Origin of the sequence: Streptomyces canus, assembly GCF_001514145.1 — a bacterium.
In the GTDB taxonomy this organism is placed as follows: Bacteria; Actinomycetota; Actinomycetes; order Streptomycetales; family Streptomycetaceae; genus Streptomyces; species Streptomyces canus.
In genome coordinates, this window is sequence record NZ_KQ948663.1 from 311048 (window position 1) to 326695 (window position 15648).

Annotated in this window: 12 protein-coding genes and 1 tRNA gene; 9 read left to right on the forward strand and 4 right to left on the reverse strand. The window is 70.8% G+C overall.

Annotated features, from left to right (window positions below; all coding sequences use genetic code 11):
- Nucleotides 1-14: 14 nt before the first annotated feature.
- Nucleotides 15-86, forward strand: a tRNA-Val gene (locus AQJ46_RS26225).
- A gap of 128 nt (nt 87-214) precedes the next feature.
- Nucleotides 215-1960: a DUF2207 domain-containing protein gene (locus tag AQJ46_RS55520; RefSeq protein ID WP_059207935.1), complete on the forward strand. Its 1746-nt coding sequence runs from the start codon at nt 215-217 to the stop codon at nt 1958-1960.
- A 75-nt stretch (nt 1961-2035) separates the two neighbouring features.
- Here the strand turns inward: AQJ46_RS55520 and AQJ46_RS26235 are convergent, their stop codons facing one another.
- Nucleotides 2036-2761 carry a 3'-5' exonuclease gene (locus AQJ46_RS26235; protein ID WP_059207936.1) on the reverse strand — a complete coding sequence of 242 codons (726 nt, stop codon included), beginning with the start codon at nt 2759-2761 and terminating at the stop codon, nt 2036-2038.
- A 191-nt stretch (nt 2762-2952) separates the two neighbouring features.
- Here AQJ46_RS26235 and AQJ46_RS26240 point away from each other — a divergent pair, with 191 nt between their 5' ends.
- The 3 genes from AQJ46_RS26240 to thrS all read left to right on the forward strand — a co-directional run bounded on the left by AQJ46_RS26240 (nt 2953) and on the right by thrS (nt 6809).
- Nucleotides 2953-3519, forward strand: a complete 567-nt coding sequence (locus AQJ46_RS26240; protein WP_057614194.1) for a DUF4365 domain-containing protein — start codon at nt 2953-2955, stop codon at nt 3517-3519.
- Nucleotides 3516-4730: a hypothetical protein gene (locus AQJ46_RS26245; RefSeq protein ID WP_059207937.1), complete on the forward strand. Its 1215-nt coding sequence runs from the start codon at nt 3516-3518 to the stop codon at nt 4728-4730. Before AQJ46_RS26240 ends, AQJ46_RS26245 begins: the two co-directional genes overlap by 4 nt.
- A gap of 102 nt (nt 4731-4832) precedes the next feature.
- The gene (gene thrS / locus AQJ46_RS26250) at nt 4833-6809 is read left to right on the forward strand and encodes a threonine--tRNA ligase (protein WP_059207938.1); all 1977 of its coding nucleotides are present in this window, start codon (nt 4833-4835) and stop codon (nt 6807-6809) included.
- 30 nt (nt 6810-6839) lie between these two features.
- On the opposite strand, the gene AQJ46_RS26255 is transcribed toward thrS, so the two are convergent.
- Nucleotides 6840-7454 carry a potassium channel family protein gene (locus AQJ46_RS26255; protein ID WP_059208046.1) on the reverse strand — a complete coding sequence of 205 codons (615 nt, stop codon included), beginning with the start codon at nt 7452-7454 and terminating at the stop codon, nt 6840-6842.
- Nucleotides 7455-7722: 268 nt separating this feature from the next.
- Between AQJ46_RS26255 and AQJ46_RS26260 the strand changes: the two genes are divergently transcribed.
- Nucleotides 7723-8283, forward strand: a complete 561-nt coding sequence (locus tag AQJ46_RS26260) for an HIT family protein (protein ID WP_057614191.1) — start codon at nt 7723-7725, stop codon at nt 8281-8283.
- A 39-nt stretch (nt 8284-8322) separates the two neighbouring features.
- On the opposite strand, the gene AQJ46_RS26265 is transcribed toward AQJ46_RS26260, so the two are convergent.
- Both AQJ46_RS26265 and AQJ46_RS26270 read right to left on the reverse strand, forming a co-directional pair.
- The gene (locus tag AQJ46_RS26265; protein ID WP_059207939.1) at nt 8323-9984 is read right to left on the reverse strand and encodes a hypothetical protein; all 1662 of its coding nucleotides are present in this window, start codon (nt 9982-9984) and stop codon (nt 8323-8325) included.
- A 269-nt stretch (nt 9985-10253) separates the two neighbouring features.
- Nucleotides 10254-12452, reverse strand: a complete 2199-nt coding sequence (locus AQJ46_RS26270) for an elongation factor G-like protein EF-G2 (protein ID WP_059207940.1) — start codon at nt 12450-12452, stop codon at nt 10254-10256.
- A 273-nt stretch (nt 12453-12725) separates the two neighbouring features.
- On the opposite strand from AQJ46_RS26270, the gene pgsA reads away from it, so the two are divergent.
- The 3 genes from pgsA to AQJ46_RS26285 are packed head-to-tail and all read left to right on the forward strand — an operon-like array spanning nt 12726 to nt 15570.
- Entirely contained in the window at nt 12726-13490 is a 765-nt protein-coding gene (gene pgsA, locus AQJ46_RS26275; RefSeq protein WP_059207941.1) for a phosphatidylinositol phosphate synthase, read from the forward strand.
- Entirely contained in the window at nt 13487-14404 is a 918-nt protein-coding gene (locus tag AQJ46_RS26280) for a phosphatidylinositol mannoside acyltransferase (protein WP_059207942.1), read from the forward strand. Before pgsA ends, AQJ46_RS26280 begins: the two co-directional genes overlap by 4 nt.
- Nucleotides 14401-15570: a glycosyltransferase family 4 protein gene (locus AQJ46_RS26285; protein WP_059207943.1), complete on the forward strand. Its 1170-nt coding sequence runs from the start codon at nt 14401-14403 to the stop codon at nt 15568-15570. Before AQJ46_RS26280 ends, AQJ46_RS26285 begins: the two co-directional genes overlap by 4 nt.
- Nucleotides 15571-15648 lie beyond the last annotated feature (78 nt).

Sequence of the window (15648 nt, forward strand, 5' to 3'; positions counted from 1 at the left end):
TTCAGTGCGTTCCCGGGCGATTAGCTCAGTGGGAGAGCGCTTCGTTCACACCGAAGAGGTCACTGGTTCGAACCCAGTATCGCCCACCCGGAAAAGACCGGTCTGCACTCGCAGGCCGGTTTTTTGTGTCCAGTTGTGCGTCTTGGGGGGCGGCATGAGTGGTGGGGCAGGCAGACGGAGACCGCGGAAGGCGGTCTCGATACGACGGCGCAGGGTGCGGTCCCTGATCGTCATGCTCGTCGTCCTGACGGTGTTCGGTGGGGTCGCCGCTCTGGCGCAGACCCTCGCCAACAAGGAGCGGGTCACCTCGATGTGGGTCGGTGCCGAGATACGCGCCGACGGCAGCGCCCGGATCACCGAGGTCATCGACTACGACTTCGGGCACTCGGGGGACTCGCACGGCATCTTCCGGGACGTCCCGGGCTCGCCCTTCGAGGGGGACGACGTGCGGGTCGCCCTGGACGGCCACAAGGTCCCCTGGGAGGACACGTACGGCGACTACTACCGGGACGTGACGGGCGAGCAGCAGCTCGCCGACCGGCTCAAGGTGGGTGACCCCGACCGTCTCGTCAGCGGCGTCCACCGCTACCGCATCCAGTACACGCTGCCCGAAGTGGTGAAGGGCGGCAAACTGGCGTGGGACGCGGTCGGCACGGGCTGGAAGGTCGACCGCTCGCGTGTGGAGATCCATGTCGTGGGCGCCCATGGGTTCACCGCTCTGCGCTGCCGGCACGGCAGTTGGGACAAGGGGAAGCCCTGCACGGCCGAGCAGAGCGAGCCGGGACACCTCGTGGTCGAGCTGGACAGGCTCAAGGGCAGCGAGGGGCTCACGCTGTACGCCACCGCGGAGAAGGCCAAGGCCGCCCGCGCGGCGGCACTGCCCGCGGCGCCCTCCGGCAAGGCCGTCGGTACGACCCTTCCGCACCCCCTGCACAACGGCGGGCTCTTCCTCGCCGTCGCGCTGGCCTGCGCCGCGCTGACCGTCTGTGCGCTGCGCATGGTGGGACGCGACCGGCTGGCGGGGGACGACGGGAGGGAACGCCGGGTCGAGGTCGAGCGGCTGGCCCGCGGCGTCACACCCTCCGCCGCACCGCCCGAGGAGCTGACTCCGGCGCAGGGCGGCATCCTCCTCACCGAGCAGGTCGACCGACGGCACAAGGTGGCCTGGCTGCTCACCGCCGCGTCGGACGGTCATCTCACCATCCGGGGGGACGAGAAGCACCCGGTCCTGACGCGTCACTACTCCCAGGCGGGAATGGACCTGGAGGGCCGGGACATCCTGCGCACGATGTTCTCCGGTCGTGACAGCCTGACCCTCGGAGCGCGCGACCCCTGGTTCCGGCAGGGCTGGGACGAACTCTCCGGCAAGCTGGAGAACTGGCGTACCACCAGCGGCCTGTGGGACACGGCCGCCAAGAAGCGCGTCCTCGGGTGGGGCGCGGTCGATGTGCTGGCGCTGCTCCTGGGTTTCGCCCTCGTGATCACCGGCGGCATCCTGAACGGCCGCCGGATCGCGGCGGGACTGCCCGTCCTGCTGGCCGGTGCCGTCGTCGCCGGTGTCGGCATCGCCGTCGCGGCCCGCTCCTGGGAGCTGGACCGGCGCACCCCGCGCGGCACCGACCTCTGGCTCCAGGTCGAGGCGTTCCGGCGCTACCTGGCCGACCCGAGCAGCCGCCCCGACGAACCGCCCGTCGGGGAGCAGGCGGACCGCTACGCGGCCTGGGCGGTGGCCCTGGGCGTCGAGTCCGCCTGGGAACGAGCGGTCAGCGCCTCCACGGCACGACCTGGTGGGCGCCGGCGATTCTCCCTCGACGTCACCGACGTCCTGCTCGCCGCGGTCGTGCTGTCCGCCGCCAGCCCGCCTTCCAGCTCCGGTGGATCCAGCAGCTCGGGAGGCGGCGGGTCCACCTCCGGGGACGTCGGCGGTGGCGCCGGGGGCGGAGGCGGCGGCTCCTGGTGACGCGGAGGCGGCGGCCCCCGGCCGGATGCGGGGCGTCGGTTCCGGTGCCCCGTTCCGTCACGCCGCCGCGTTCCGTCACGCCGCCGCGGGCAGATCCGGGCGCAGCGGCCACGCCGGGTCCACCGACTCCTCCGAGCCACTGCGCGCGAACCAGGCCTGCAGGCCCCGCGCCTGCGCCGCGTGCCACACCGCCTGCAGGTCGTGCAGCTCCGGCGGTGCCAGCCGCTCCAGCCGGGCGGCGAAACGGCGCCCCAGCGCCCGTACGACATCCAGCGAGGCCTGTGCGTCGGCCGCCGCGTCGTGCGCGCCCGCCAGTTCGACGCCGTAGTGCTCACACAGGTCGGTGAGGGTGCGGCGGCCCTTGCGGTAGCGGTCCAGATGCTTGTCGAGCACCCGCGGATCCAGCACGAGCAGCGGTGCGGAATCCAGCCAGCGGTCCAGGGACGAGGCCCGGTGGCGGCGCAACTCCCGGTCCAGCAGCGTCAGATCGAACGGAGCGTTCATCACCACCAGCGGACGGCCCGCCGCCGCCTGCTCGGCCAGCGTCTCGGCTATCTCGAACATCACCGGCGCCGGCCAGCGGCCGTTGAGCTGGAGATGTTCGTCCGTCAGCCCGTGCACCGCCGTCGCTCCGGCGGGCACCGGTACGCCCGGATTGACCAGCCACCGGCTCACCCGTGGCCGGGTGCCCGCCGCGTCCTGGACGACGACGGCGGCCGACACGATCCGGTCGGTCTCGACGTCCACGCCCGTGGTCTCGGTGTCGAAAGCGGCCAGGGGCCCTTCGTACCAGCACGTCATAGCTACACAACCCCTCGTTCACCCACGGCAGCTGACGCCCCGTCTTCTGCCTGTTTGGTGATACCCGGGCTGTTTGCGCCGTACGCCGGAAGGACACAACAGGAGTACGGGTCTTTGCAGTTCAGCGGCGCGGCGCGGGATTCATGTGGCCCATGTGTGGGCATGTCACTTGGCTTGGAAGGCTGTTGGTCATGGCGATAGCGCAGCCCGAGCGGGGCGGGCTGCTGCCCGAACGCACGGGCCCTCTTCGCGGCACACTCGCCACCACCGCCTGCATGGAGACATTGCAGGTGGGCTATCTGCACGCCGTCGCGGCGGCGGCCGGCTGCTCGTTGTCGCAACCGTTCCCGGACAACGGCATCGACTGGCACGTCAGTCACGGCTCGCCCGGACACACCGTCGACGACGAGGTCACCATCAAGGTGCAGCTCAAGTGCACCTACCAGGTCGCGCCCAACCCGCCGGGCCGCTTCTTCTCCTTCACGCTCGACAACGACCATCTGCGCAAACTCGCCCGCACGCCGGTGTCGGTCCACAAGATCCTGGTGGTCATGCTCGTGCCGCGAACCCAGGACGACTGGCTGCGCGCCGGCCACGACCGCCTGGACCTCAGACACTGCTGCTACTGGGTCAACCTGGCCGGCCACGCGATCACCGGCCGGACCCGGACCACCGTGCGGATCCCCACCAACCGCATCTTCGACGACCGGGCGCTGTGCGAGATCATGACGCGCGTCGGGACGGGAGGCAGACCATGACCCACCGCCCGCTGGAGGAGCCACTGCGTGCGGTACGGCCCCACCCGGAGGCCCACTGGGACCGTTCGCCGACTCCCGAAGAGGTCGACCCGGCCGTCCTGAGCGCCCTGCTGCACCGGCACGGCTGGCAGCGGCGCGGTGGCGCCCCCGGCCGCTACGGCCGCTGGACGCCACCGGGGCCGGGTGCGAGCGGGACCAGCCTGCTCGTGCCCGAGAGCCGCGCCTTCCCCGACAGCGAGGACCTCCTCGGCGAGGCCCTGGTCGCCCTCTCCCGCAGCGGCACGCCCTCCGCGCGCGAGGTGCTCGTCGGCCTCGCCGTGCCCAGCGACGAGATCCGCTGGTGGCGGGACGTCCCGACCGGCCCCGCCGATGCCACGTCCTGGACCGTCGAGGAGCATCTGCGCGCCGCCGCCCGCCAGACCCTGCTGGCCGGCGCGCTCGCCACACGCGCGCGTGCCGGCTACTACGGCGCCCGTTATCGCCGTACGGCGGTCGCGTCCCTGGAAAACGTCCTGGTCGGCTCGGCCGCCGGTGGCCGCCGGCTCACCGCCTTCGTGCCCGTCGGCACCACCCGCCCCCTCGCCGTACGCCTCCACCAGGCGCTCTACGCCACCCGCGAGGCCATCGACTACCAGCGGGCCACCGGGGGCATGGACGCCTTCGACGGGGCAGTCGAGGCGGGCGTCAGCCGTGAGCTCACCGAGGCGCTGATCGCCCTGGTACGCGGCACGGAGGGCGCGCGGATCGCCGTCGAGTGGGCGCCCGCGGCCGGGGTTCCCGAAGGATGCGCGGCGTCGTCCGAGGCCGTGGAGTTCTCGCCCGGCGACCTTCCCGTGCTGCGCGAGGCAGGGGCCCGCTTCCTGCGCGAGGAGCCCTCCGTCCCGGTGCGGATCACCGGCACGGTGGTGCGGATGGGCAGGTCGGGGCCGCGCGGGGACGGGTCGGTACGGCTGCGGGTGATCGCCGGCGCCGAGATCCCGCACCTGCGGCTGACCCTGGACGAGGAGGCGTACCGGATCGCCGGGCACGCCCACCTCGTCGGGCTGCCGGTGCGGGTGCACGGCAGGCTGGAGAGCCGCGGTGGCTTCCGCAGGCTCACCGGGGCCACCGGGGTCGTGCCCGTGCAGGTGGACGAGGCCGAGCGGGACCGGCTGATGAAGTCCCTCCAGGAGAATCTCGACTTCTTCGAGGAGGCCTGCGGAGGGGACTGAGACCGGGACTGATTTCGCGGAGGTGGGGGCGGGGTCGGTACGATCCCCTATTGCGCGCGCTCCCGGTATGGCGCCGCACCCACCTTCAGTCAGGAGAGACCGGTGTCAGACGTCCGTGTGATCATCCAACGCGATTCCGAGCGGGAAGAGCGCGTGGTGACGACGGGCACTACGGCCGCCGAGCTCTTCGTCGGCGAGCGCTCGATCATCGCCGCGCGCGTGGGAGGCGAGCTCAAGGACCTCGCGTACGTCCTGTCCGAGGGCGAGGAGGTCGAGGGCGTCGAGATCTCCTCCGAGGACGGCCTGAACATCCTGCGCCACTCCACCGCGCACGTGATGGCGCAGGCCGTGCAGGAGCTCTTCCCCGAGGCCAAGCTGGGCATCGGCCCGCCGGTCAAGGACGGCTTCTACTACGACTTCGACGTCGAGAAGCCGTTCACGCCCGAGGATCTCAAGGCCATCGAGAAGAAGATGCAGGAGATCCAGAAGCGGGGGCAGAAATTCTCCCGCCGGGTGGTGACCGACGAGGCGGCTCGCGAGGAGCTGGCGTCCGAGCCGTACAAGCTGGAACTGATCGGCATCAAGGGCTCCGCCTCCACGGACGACGGCGCGGACGTCGAGGTCGGCGCCGGTGAGCTGACGATCTACGACAACCTGGACGCCAAGACCGGCGACCTGTGCTGGAAGGACCTCTGCCGCGGTCCCCACCTGCCGTCGACCCGCAACATCCCGGCGTTCAAGCTGATGCGCAACGCGGCCGCCTACTGGCGCGGCAGCGAGAAGAACCCGATGCTCCAGCGCATCTACGGCACCGCGTGGCCGACCAAGGACGAGCTGAAGGCGCACCTCGACTTCCTCGCCGAGGCCGAGAAGCGCGACCACCGCAAGCTCGGCTCCGAGCTCGACCTGTTCTCCATCCCGGAGCAGATCGGATCCGGCCTCGCGGTGTTCCACCCCAAGGGCGGCATCATCCGCCGCGTGATGGAGGACTACTCGCGCCGCCGCCACGAGGAGGAGGGCTACGAGTTCGTCTACACCCCGCACGCGACGAAGGGGAAGCTCTTCGAGCAGTCGGGCCACCTGGACTGGTACGCCGACGGCATGTACCCGCCCATGCAGCTCGACGAGGGCGTGGACTACTACCTCAAGCCCATGAACTGCCCGATGCACAACCTGATCTTCGACGCGCGCGGCCGCTCGTACCGCGAACTGCCGCTGCGTCTCTTCGAGTTCGGGACCGTGTACCGGTACGAGAAGTCGGGCGTCGTGCACGGCCTCACGCGCGCGCGCGGCTTCACGCAGGACGACGCGCACATCTACTGCACGCGCGAGCAGATGTCCGAGGAGCTCGACAAGACGCTCACCTTCGTCCTCGGCCTGCTGCGCGACTACGGCCTGACCGACTTCTACCTGGAGCTGTCCACCAAGGATCCGGAGAAGTTCGTCGGCTCGGACGAGGTCTGGGAGGAGGCCACGGAGACGCTGCGCCAGGTCGCCGAGAAGCAGGGGCTGCCCCTGGTCCCGGACCCGGGCGGCGCCGCCTTCTATGGCCCGAAGATCTCCGTCCAGACCAAGGACGCCATCGGCCGCACCTGGCAGATGTCGACCATCCAGCTGGACTTCAACCTGCCGGAGCGGTTCGAGCTGGAGTACACCTCGCCGGACGGCTCCAAGCAGCGTCCGGTCATGATCCACCGCGCGCTGTTCGGCTCCATCGAGCGGTTCTTCGCCGTGCTCCTCGAGCACTACGCGGGCGCCTTCCCGGCGTGGCTGGCCCCGGTCCAGGCGGTCGGCATCCCGATCGGCGACGCGCACGTCGAGTACCTGGAGAAGTTCGCCGCGGCCGCCAAGAAGCAGGGGCTGCGGGTCGAGGTCGACTCCTCCTCGGACCGGATGCAGAAGAAGATCCGCAACGCCCAGAAGCAGAAGGTGCCCTTCATGGTCATCGCGGGTGACGAGGACATGTCGGGCGGCTCGGTGTCCTTCCGCTACCGCGATGGCTCCCAGGAGAACGGCATCCCGTTCGACGAGGCCATCGCGAAGATCGTCAAGGTCGTGGAGGAGCGGGCGCAGGTCTGACCCCTGTCGTGCGCGAGGCCCTCGGGAGGTTCAGCTTCCCGGGGGCCTTTCGTCGTCCTCCCGCGCGAACACCTGGAGCAGCCAGGAGGCGAAGGTTCCTGTCACCGCGCCGAGCAGGGCCAGCCCGATGGCCATCACACCGACCGCGATCAGGCGTCCGAGCGGGGTGACCGGGACCACGTCGCCGTAGCCGACGGTGGCGAGGGTGGAACAGGTCCACCAGACGGAGTCGCCGAAGGTGCGGATGCTCGCACCGGGCGCGTCGTGTTCCTGCTGGTAGACGGCGAGGGCACCGGTGAAGCCCAGCAGAAGGACCGCCAGACCGGCGTACACGATCACGCGCGCGTGCAGGGCGAGCCGGGGCTGTCCGTGCCGGCGCTGCACGGTCTCGTACACCTTCACGACCCTGAGGGGGCGCAGCAGCGGCAGAATCAGGACCACGGTGTCCTGCACATGCGTCCGTACGAAGCGCAGGCGCTGCCCGCTCAGGCGCCAGCGCACCGCGTAGTCGACGGCGAACAGCGCCCAGGCGGCCAGCGTCACCGCCAGGCAGAGATCGAGCGCGGCACTCTGGAGGTCGGCCAGGACCCGGAGCGCGTACGCCGTGAGAAAGGCCAGGGAGGCCACGCCGAGGGGGACCTCCATGCGGGCCTCCCAGCGGGCCTGGCGGCTGTCGGGGGCGTGGGCGCCGGTGCGGGTCTGGTGAGCGTCGTGAGGCCCGCGGGGGGTCTTGCGAGTGTCGGTCGTGCGAGGCTCGCGGAGGTCGGCGCCGTCCGTGTCGGGAGCCTCGGTGCCGTCGCTCCCGCCGGTGTCCGCGCTGTCGGCTCCGCGGGTTTCGTCGTCCACCCGTCCAGCTTGGCCCGGACCGCTTTTCCCACAACCCCGCCGACACGGCGCGAACGGGCGAAGTCATATGCTGCACTGCATGACGAGTGAGCCGGAGCAGCAGTCGGGAGTGGGGACGCAGGACGCGTTCCAGCGTCTGTGGACCCCCCACCGGATGGCCTATATCCAGGGCGAGAACAAGCCGACCGGCCCGGGTGCCGACGACGGCTGCCCCTTCTGCTCGATTCCGGCCAAATCCGACGAGGACGGCCTGATCGTCCGGCGCGGCCGGCTGGTGTACGCGGTGCTCAACCTCTACCCCTACACCGGCGGCCATCTGATGGTCGTGCCCTACCGTCATGTGGCCGACTACACCGACCTCACCGAGCCGGAGACCGCTGAGCTGGCCGCGCTGACCAAGCAGGCGATGACGGCCCTGCGGACGGCCTCCGGGGCACACGGCTTCAACATCGGCATGAACCAGGGGACGGTCGCCGGGGCCGGCATCGCCGCCCACCTCCACCAGCACATCGTCCCGCGCTGGGGCGGCGACACGAACTTCATGCCGGTCGTCGGCCACACGAAGGTGCTGCCGCAGCTGCTGGGCGACACCCGCAAGATGCTGGCGGAGGCCTGGCCCAGCGAGTGAGGCAAGGGGGGCCGGTGAATGCGCGGCCCCTCCTCGCACCTACGCGTCGTACACGTCCGCCTTTCGCGGTGACACGTCCTGGACCTGCGTGCTCAGGAAGCCCGCCCGCGTGCCGAACTGTTCCGTGTCCACGCCGTTGTCCGACAGGACCCGGATCGCCGCGGCGTGCACGACCCTCAGGACCGGGGTCGCGGCGCGCAGCGCGTCATCGGCCATGAAGCGGTGCCGCCAGGGCCGGTCCGCCCAGGCATGGCGCAGACCGAAGGGCTCGGGAAGGGTGAGCGAGCCGCCGAGCCAGTTGAGCAGCGGGGGGTAGCGGGTCAGGGGCGCCCGGGCGGTGAGGCGGACCACCTCGTCCGCGTCGACCAGCGGGAGCTTGATCTTCTTGGTCTCCCAGAACCTGAGCTGCTTGGCGACTTCCTTCTCCTTGGCCGCCGGCTTCGAGGTGAACAGCCCGTGCACGGGCCCCAGGGCGTGTCCGGTGACCTCGATGCGCAGCGTCTCGTGCAGCACGGTCACCGTGATCAGCATGGTGAGGACCAGCTGCCCCTCCCAGAGCGTCCACTGGACGCCCAGGTAGTGCCGGTCGCCACCGCCGAACTGCTGCTTGTTGCAGATGTCCTGTATGGCGTGGGTCTTGACCTGGTAGGCGTCCACGTCCGTGCCCCCGGGCCGGGACACCTCCTTCGCGCCCTCCGCGATCGGGGTGACGACCCAGTGGCGTACGGACGGCTTCGGGAAGCCTCCGGTGTTGATGGTGTTGCGTTCCAGCATGCGCAGTTGGTCGTGGATGGAGCGGACGACGTCCCAGCTGCGGAAGGGGTGGATCTCCCGGGTCGGGTCGGCGGACACCAGGTCCTCGGCCAGCTGCCAGCTGCCCCACCGGGTGCCCATGCCGAGTATCCCCTTGGGACCGGCGTAGAAGACGGAGTTGGACTGCTGCTCGGCGCTGAGCATCGCCAGGGACTGGCGCAGCTGCTCGGCCGCGGTCTCGCCGGGGTTGCTCGGCACCGCCTCGGGCACCTTGGCGCCGACGCTGCTGCCTGCCAGCAGACTGGCCCAGCGCTCCCGCAGATCCCTCGCGGTGCGCTCGCAGATCTGTTTGGCCCAGAACCAGCCGACGACGGGGAGGGCCACGCACGCGCGTGCGTACCAGCCCCAGAACCCTCCGAACGGCATCTTGATCAGGAAGAGCACGGCGAGCGCGCCCATCGCCACGAGCAGCGCGGTGCCGAGCGCTCCGGCCTGCTTGTCCTCGCGCCTGGCGATGTTGGTGCGCAGCGTGAAGACCAGCAGCCAGACGAGGAGCCCCGGCAGGAAGAGCACACCGCACAGCACCATCACGGCGGTCAGCCGGTTGTCCCGGTCCCGGCGGATGTTGTTCGCCGCGAGGCAGTGCTCGACCACGACCTGCGGCTCGGCGCCGAAGGACTGGATGAGGGGCTTGCGGCCCTTGCCGAGCATGCGGGTGATCACCGCCGTGGAGAAGGCCTCGCCCAGGTTGGGGCGGAAGATCTTCGCCCAGCTGCGACCGCCCTTGACGGCCGACTCGTGCCATTCGTTGTTGGCCTTGAGGATCTCCTCCACCGGATTGTCCCGATAGGCCGCCGAGGCCAGGGCGAACGTCGCCGTCTGCGCCTCGTCGCCCGTGCGCGGCACCTGCGGACCGAAGAAGTCCGCGTAACCGCTGTCAACGGTCATTCCCGCCCCCGATCGCCGCTGGTGTCACCCACTGCGGCTTTCCCGACTTCCTTGCTTCGCACACCTGTTGATCAGGTCATCAGCGTATCCGTAGGTGCTGACATTCGTCGGCGGACGGCCGAAGCCGTCCGCCGATTCGGAGGGGAGCGTTCCACAAACGTCACTTGTGGGGCGCGGAACGCCATGTGCGCGGTGCCGGAGGTCACTTGTGCGGCGCCGGCGACCGCGTGTGCGGCGTGGACGGCCACTTGCCCGTGGCCCGGCGCCAACTAGGAGGCGTCGCGCGCCTCTTCACGGATCCTCTCTGCGATCTGCGGCGGCATGGGCTCGTGCCGTGCGTAGGACCGACTGAAGCGCGCGGTGCCGTGCGACAGGGACCTGAGGTCCACCGCGTACCGCCCGATCTCGATCTCGGGCACCTCGGCCTTGATCAGCGTGCGCCCGCCGTTGGTCTGCTCGGTGCCGAGCACCCGGCCGCGCCGCCCGGACAGGTCGCTCATCACCGCACCCACGTAGTCGTCGCCGACCAGCACGGACACCTCGGCGACCGGTTCCAGCAGATGGATCCTCGCGTCGGCCGCGGCCTCCCTGAGGGCCAGTGCCCCGGCCGTCTGGAACGCGGCGTCCGAGGAGTCCACGGAGTGCGCCTTGCCGTCCAGCAGCGTCACCCGGACGTCGATGAGCTGATGGCCGGAGGCGACCCCCTTGGCCGCCTGCGCCCGTACGCCCTTCTCCACGGACGGGATGAACTGCCGTGGCACCGCGCCGCCGACGACCTTGTCCACGAACTCGATGCCCGAGCCGCCGGGCAGCGGCTCCACCTCGATCTCGCAGATGGCGAACTGCCCGTGCCCGCCGGACTGCTTCACATGGCGCCCACGCCCGGTCGACTTGTCGGCGAACGTCTCGCGCAGGGAGACCCGGTGCGGTACGACGTCCACCTGCACGCCGTAGCGGCTGCGCAGTCGCTCCAGTGCCACGTCGGCGTGCGCCTCGCCCAGGCACCACAGGACGACCTGGTGGGTGTCCTGGTTCTGTTCGAGGCGCATGGTCGGGTCCTCGGCGACCAGCCGGGCCAGGCCCTGCGAGAGTTTGTCCTCGTCCGCCTTGCTGTGCGCCTGGATGGCGAGCGGCAACAGCGGGTCGGGCATCTCCCACGGCTCCATGAGCAGCGGGTCGTCCTTGGCCGAGAGGGTGTCGCCGGTCTCCGCGCGGCTCAGCTTCGCCACACACGCGAGGTCGCCCGCGATGCAGTGCGTGAGGGAACGCTGCTGTTTGCCGAAGGGGGCGGACAGCGCGCCGATGCGTTCGTCGACGTCGTGGTCCTCGTGCCCGCGGTCGGCGAGCCCGTGCCCGGAGACATGGACCGTCGCGTCCGGGCGCAGGGTGCCGGAGAAGACCCGCACCAGCGAGATCCGGCCGACATACGGATCGGACGCGGTCTTCACGACCTCCGCGACCAGCGGCCCCTCGGTGTCGCACGCCTTGATCTCGCGCGGCTTGCCGTCGATCGTCGTGACGCCCGGCGTGGGGTGCTCGAACGGCGTCGGGAAACCGCCGGTGACCAGCTCGAGGAGTTCGACCGTGCCGAGCCCCTGCCGGGCACCCTCGGCCGCGGGGGCGGCGGCCAGGACAGGGTGGAACACCCCGCGCGCGACAGCCCGCTCCAGGTCCTCCACGAGCGTCTTGAAGTCGATCTCCTCGCCGCCGAGGTAGCGGTCCATGAGGGTCTCGTCCTCGCTCTCCGAGATGATCCCCTCGATCAGCCGGTTGCGGGCCTCCTCGAGGTCCGGCAGCAGGTCCTCGCCGGGCTCTGCCTCCTTGCGCTCCCCGGACGAGTAGTCGAACAGCTTCTGCGACAGCAGACCGGTCAGCCCCGTCACGGGGGCGTGTCCGTCGGGCCCCTGCGGGCCGTGCAGCGGCAGATAGAGCGGGAGTACGGCGTCGGGGTCGTCGCCGCCGAAGGCCTCCGCGCAGATCCGCGTCATCTCCTCGAAGTCCGCCCGGGCGGCCTCCAGATGCGTGACGACGATCGCCCGGGGCATGCCGACGGCCGCGCACTCCTCCCACACCATGCGGGTGGAGCCGTCCACGCCGTCCGAGGCCGAGACGACGAAGAGGGCCGCGTCCGCCGCTCGCAGACCGGCCCTGAGTTCCCCGACGAAGTCGGCGTATCCGGGGGTGTCCAGAAGATTGATCTTGTACCCGTCCCATTCGACGGGTACCAGGGAGAGCTGCACCGAACGTTGCTGCCGGTGCTCGATCTCGTCGTAGTCGGAAACGGTGCCGCCGTCCTCCACGCGGCCCGCCCGGTTCACTGCCCCCGCTGTCAGCGCGAGAGCTTCAACCAATGTCGTCTTGCCCGAACCGGAGTGGCCGACCAGCACCACATTCCGTACGGACGCGGGGTGGTCGGCCGCTGTTGCCCTGCCGGCGGCTCCGGGGTGTGCGTTCGCCTTGTCGCCCATGGCCTTGCCTCCCGTGCACGGTGAGGTCTCTGTGGGCGCGGACATGCGGACCCGCGTGCGGTGCGGCTCCGGTGACGCCCGCGGTCCTTCGAGCTTTCCACTCCCGTCACGGTGCGTCCATACGACGGACGCGATCGCGCCGGGACCCGGAGGGCGCGGGCCGGTGACACGGGCTCCGGGTGCCCGGCCGCCGCCCACGCGCGCGCGTGGCTACGATGGGCCAGCCGGTGGCCAGCAGGGGCCGAGCCGGCCACACCGACCGTCGGGAAGGCCATGCTGAACAAGTACGCGCGTGCATTCTTCACGCGTGTTCTCACGCCGTTCGCCACATTTCTGATCAGAAGGGGCGTCAGCCCCGACACGGTCACGCTCCTCGGTACCGCCGGAGTGGTCGCGGGCGCGCTGGTCTTCTACCCCATGGGCGAGTTCTTCTGGGGCACGGTCGTGATCACGCTCTTCGTGTTCTCCGACCTCGTCGACGGCAACATGGCCCGCCAGCTGGGCCGCTCCAGCCGCTGGGGCGCCTTCCTGGACTCCACCCTCGACCGCGTCGCCGACGGCGCGATCTTCGGCGGCTTCGCCCTCTGGTACGCCGGGGGCGGCGACGACATCGCGCTGTGCGCGGTCTCCATCTTCTGCCTGGCCAGCGGCCAGGTGGTGTCGTACACGAAGGCCCGAGGCGAGTCGATCGGGCTTCCGGTCGCCGTCAACGGCCTCGTCGAGCGCGCCGAGCGGCTGGTCATCTCACTGGTCGCGGCCGGATTCGCGGGCCTGCACAAGTTCGGTGTCCCGGGAATCCAGTACCTGCTGCCGATCGCGCTGTGGATCGTCGCCGTCGGCAGCCTGGTCACGCTGATCCAGCGGGTCGTCACCGTCCGCCGGGAGTCGGCGGAGGCCGAGGCCGAGGCCGGCGCCGCTGAGCCGGGTGCTGTCGCGTCGGGAGCGGCGGAGTCGGCCGCCGAATCGGCGCCCTCCGAGTCGGCCGCCGCCGAGGAGAAGCAGAAGTCGCAGGAACAGGGGAGCGAGGCCGCGAAGTGAGCGCCCAGGAGCGGCTGACGGACTCGCTTTACGGTCTCGGCTGGGGCGTGGTCAAGAAACTCCCCGAGCCGGTCGCCGTGCGACTCGGCCGGAGCATCGCCGACCTGGCCTGGAAACAGCGCGGCAAGGGCGTGCTCCGGCTGGAGAGCAACTACGCGCGCGTGGTGCCCGACGCGAGCCCCGAGCGCCTCGCCGAGCTCTCGCGCGCGGGCATGCGCTCGTATCTGCGCTACTGGATGGAATCCTTCCGGCTGCCCGCCTGGAGCAAGGAACGCATAAGGGGCGGCTTCGACCCCAAGGACCTCCATTACCTGACCGAGGGGCTCGCGGCCGGCAAGGGCGTCATTCTCGCGCTGCCGCACATGGCCAACTGGGACCTCGCCGGCGCCTGGGTCACCACCAAGCTGGAGACGCCGTTCACGACGGTCGCCGAGCGGCTCAAGCCGGAGACCCTGTACGACCGTTTCGTCGCTTACCGCGAGGGCCTCGGGATGGAGGTGCTCCCGCACAGCGGCGGCACCGCCTTCGGCACGCTGGCCCGGCGGCTGCGTGACGGCGGCCTGGTCTGTCTGGTCGCCGAGCGCGACCTGTCGTCGTCCGGGGTCGAGGTGCGGTTCTTCGGCGAGGCGACCCGTATCCCCGCCGGCCCTGCCCTGCTGGCCCAGCAGACGGGCGCGCTGCTGCTGCCGGTGACACTCTGGTACGACGACTCGCCTGTCATGCAGGGAAGGGTGCATCCCCCGGTCGAGGTGCCCGAGACAGGTACCCGGGCCGAAAAGACGTCTGTCATGGCACAGGCGCTGGCCGATGCCTTCGCCACAGGGATCGCCGACCACCCGGAGGACTGGCACATGCTGCAGCGCTTGTGGCTGAAGGACCTCGAGCCCCGCCCGTCGGACGGTGCCCGCCCGTGAGAATCGGCATCGTCTGCCCGTACTCCTGGGATGTGCCAGGTGGCGTCCAGTTCCACATCCGCGATCTCGCCGAGTACTTCATCCGCCTCGGGCACGAGGTGTCCGTCCTCGCCCCGGCCGACGACGACACCCCGCTGCCGCCGTACGTCGTCTCGGCCGGCCGCGCGGTGCCGGTGCCGTACAACGGCTCGGTGGCCCGCCTGAGCTTCGGCTTCCTGTCGGCGGCACGGGTGCGCCGCTGGTTGCACGACGGCGAGTTCGACGTGGTCCACATCCATGAGCCGTCCTCACCGTCGCTCGGCCTGCTGACCTGCTGGATCGCTTCGGGCCCGATCGTCGCCACCTTCCACACCTCGAACCCGCGCTCCCGGGTCATGGTCGCCGCGTACTCGATCCTCCAGGCCGCCCTGGAGAAGATCAGCGCCCGGATCGCCGTCAGCGAGTACGCCCGCCGCACGCTCGTCGAGCACCTCGGCGGGGACGCGGTGGTGATCCCGAACGGTGTGGACGTCGACTTCTTCGCCAAGGCCGAGCCGAAGCCCGAGTGGCAGGGCGACACGATCGGCTTCATGGGGCGCATCGACGAGCCACGCAAGGGCCTGCCGGTGCTGATGAAGGCCCTGCCGAAGATCCTCGCCGAGCGCCCGCGGACCCGGCTGCTGGTGGCCGGGCGCGGCGACGAGGAGGAGGCGGTGGAGTCGCTCCCCGAGGAACTGCGCGCGCGCGTGGAGTTCCTCGGCATGGTCAGCGACGCGGACAAGGCCCGTTTCCTGCGCAGCGTCGACTTGTACGTCGCCCCCAACACCGGCGGCGAGAGCTTCGGGATCATCCTCGTCGAGGCCATGTCGGCGGGCGCCCCGGTGCTCGCCTCCGACCTCGACGCCTTCGCCCAGGTCCTCGACCACGGAGCGGCGGGCGAACTCTTCGCCAACGAGGACGCGGACGCGCTGGCGGCGGCGGCGCTACGGCTCCTCGGGGACCCCGCGAGGCTGACCGAACTGCGAGAGCGCGGCAGGGCGCACGTCCGGCGGTTCGACTGGTCGACCGTCGGGGCGGACATCCTGTCGGTCTACGAGACGGTGACATCGGGCGCAGCGGCGGTGGCCGCGGCGGACGTCGACCGGGGCCCGGGACTGCGCGCCCGTCTGGGACTCGCCCGCGACTGATCGCTGCGCGGGCGCCGGGCGCGGTTGCGGTTGGCGGGGGGCTTATGGGCGACGGTGCGACGGATGCGGCGCGGCTGC

Coding starts and splice junctions, on each gene's coding strand:
- AQJ46_RS26235 (WP_059207936.1), bottom strand. CDS start 2,761: ATGACGTGCTGGTACGAAGGGCCCCTGGCCGCTTTCGACACCGAGACC.
- AQJ46_RS26255 (WP_059208046.1), bottom strand. CDS start 7,454: ATGGAGGTCCCCCTCGGCGTGGCCTCCCTGGCCTTTCTCACGGCGTAC.
- AQJ46_RS26260 (WP_057614191.1), top strand. CDS start 7,723: ATGCTGCACTGCATGACGAGTGAGCCGGAGCAGCAGTCGGGAGTGGGG.
- AQJ46_RS26265 (WP_059207939.1), bottom strand. CDS start 9,984: ATGACCGTTGACAGCGGTTACGCGGACTTCTTCGGTCCGCAGGTGCCG.
- AQJ46_RS26240 (WP_057614194.1), top strand. CDS start 2,953: ATGGCGATAGCGCAGCCCGAGCGGGGCGGGCTGCTGCCCGAACGCACG.
- AQJ46_RS26245 (WP_059207937.1), top strand. CDS start 3,516: ATGACCCACCGCCCGCTGGAGGAGCCACTGCGTGCGGTACGGCCCCAC.
- AQJ46_RS26270 (WP_059207940.1), bottom strand. CDS start 12,452: ATGGGCGACAAGGCGAACGCACACCCCGGAGCCGCCGGCAGGGCAACA.
- pgsA (WP_059207941.1), top strand. CDS start 12,726: ATGCTGAACAAGTACGCGCGTGCATTCTTCACGCGTGTTCTCACGCCG.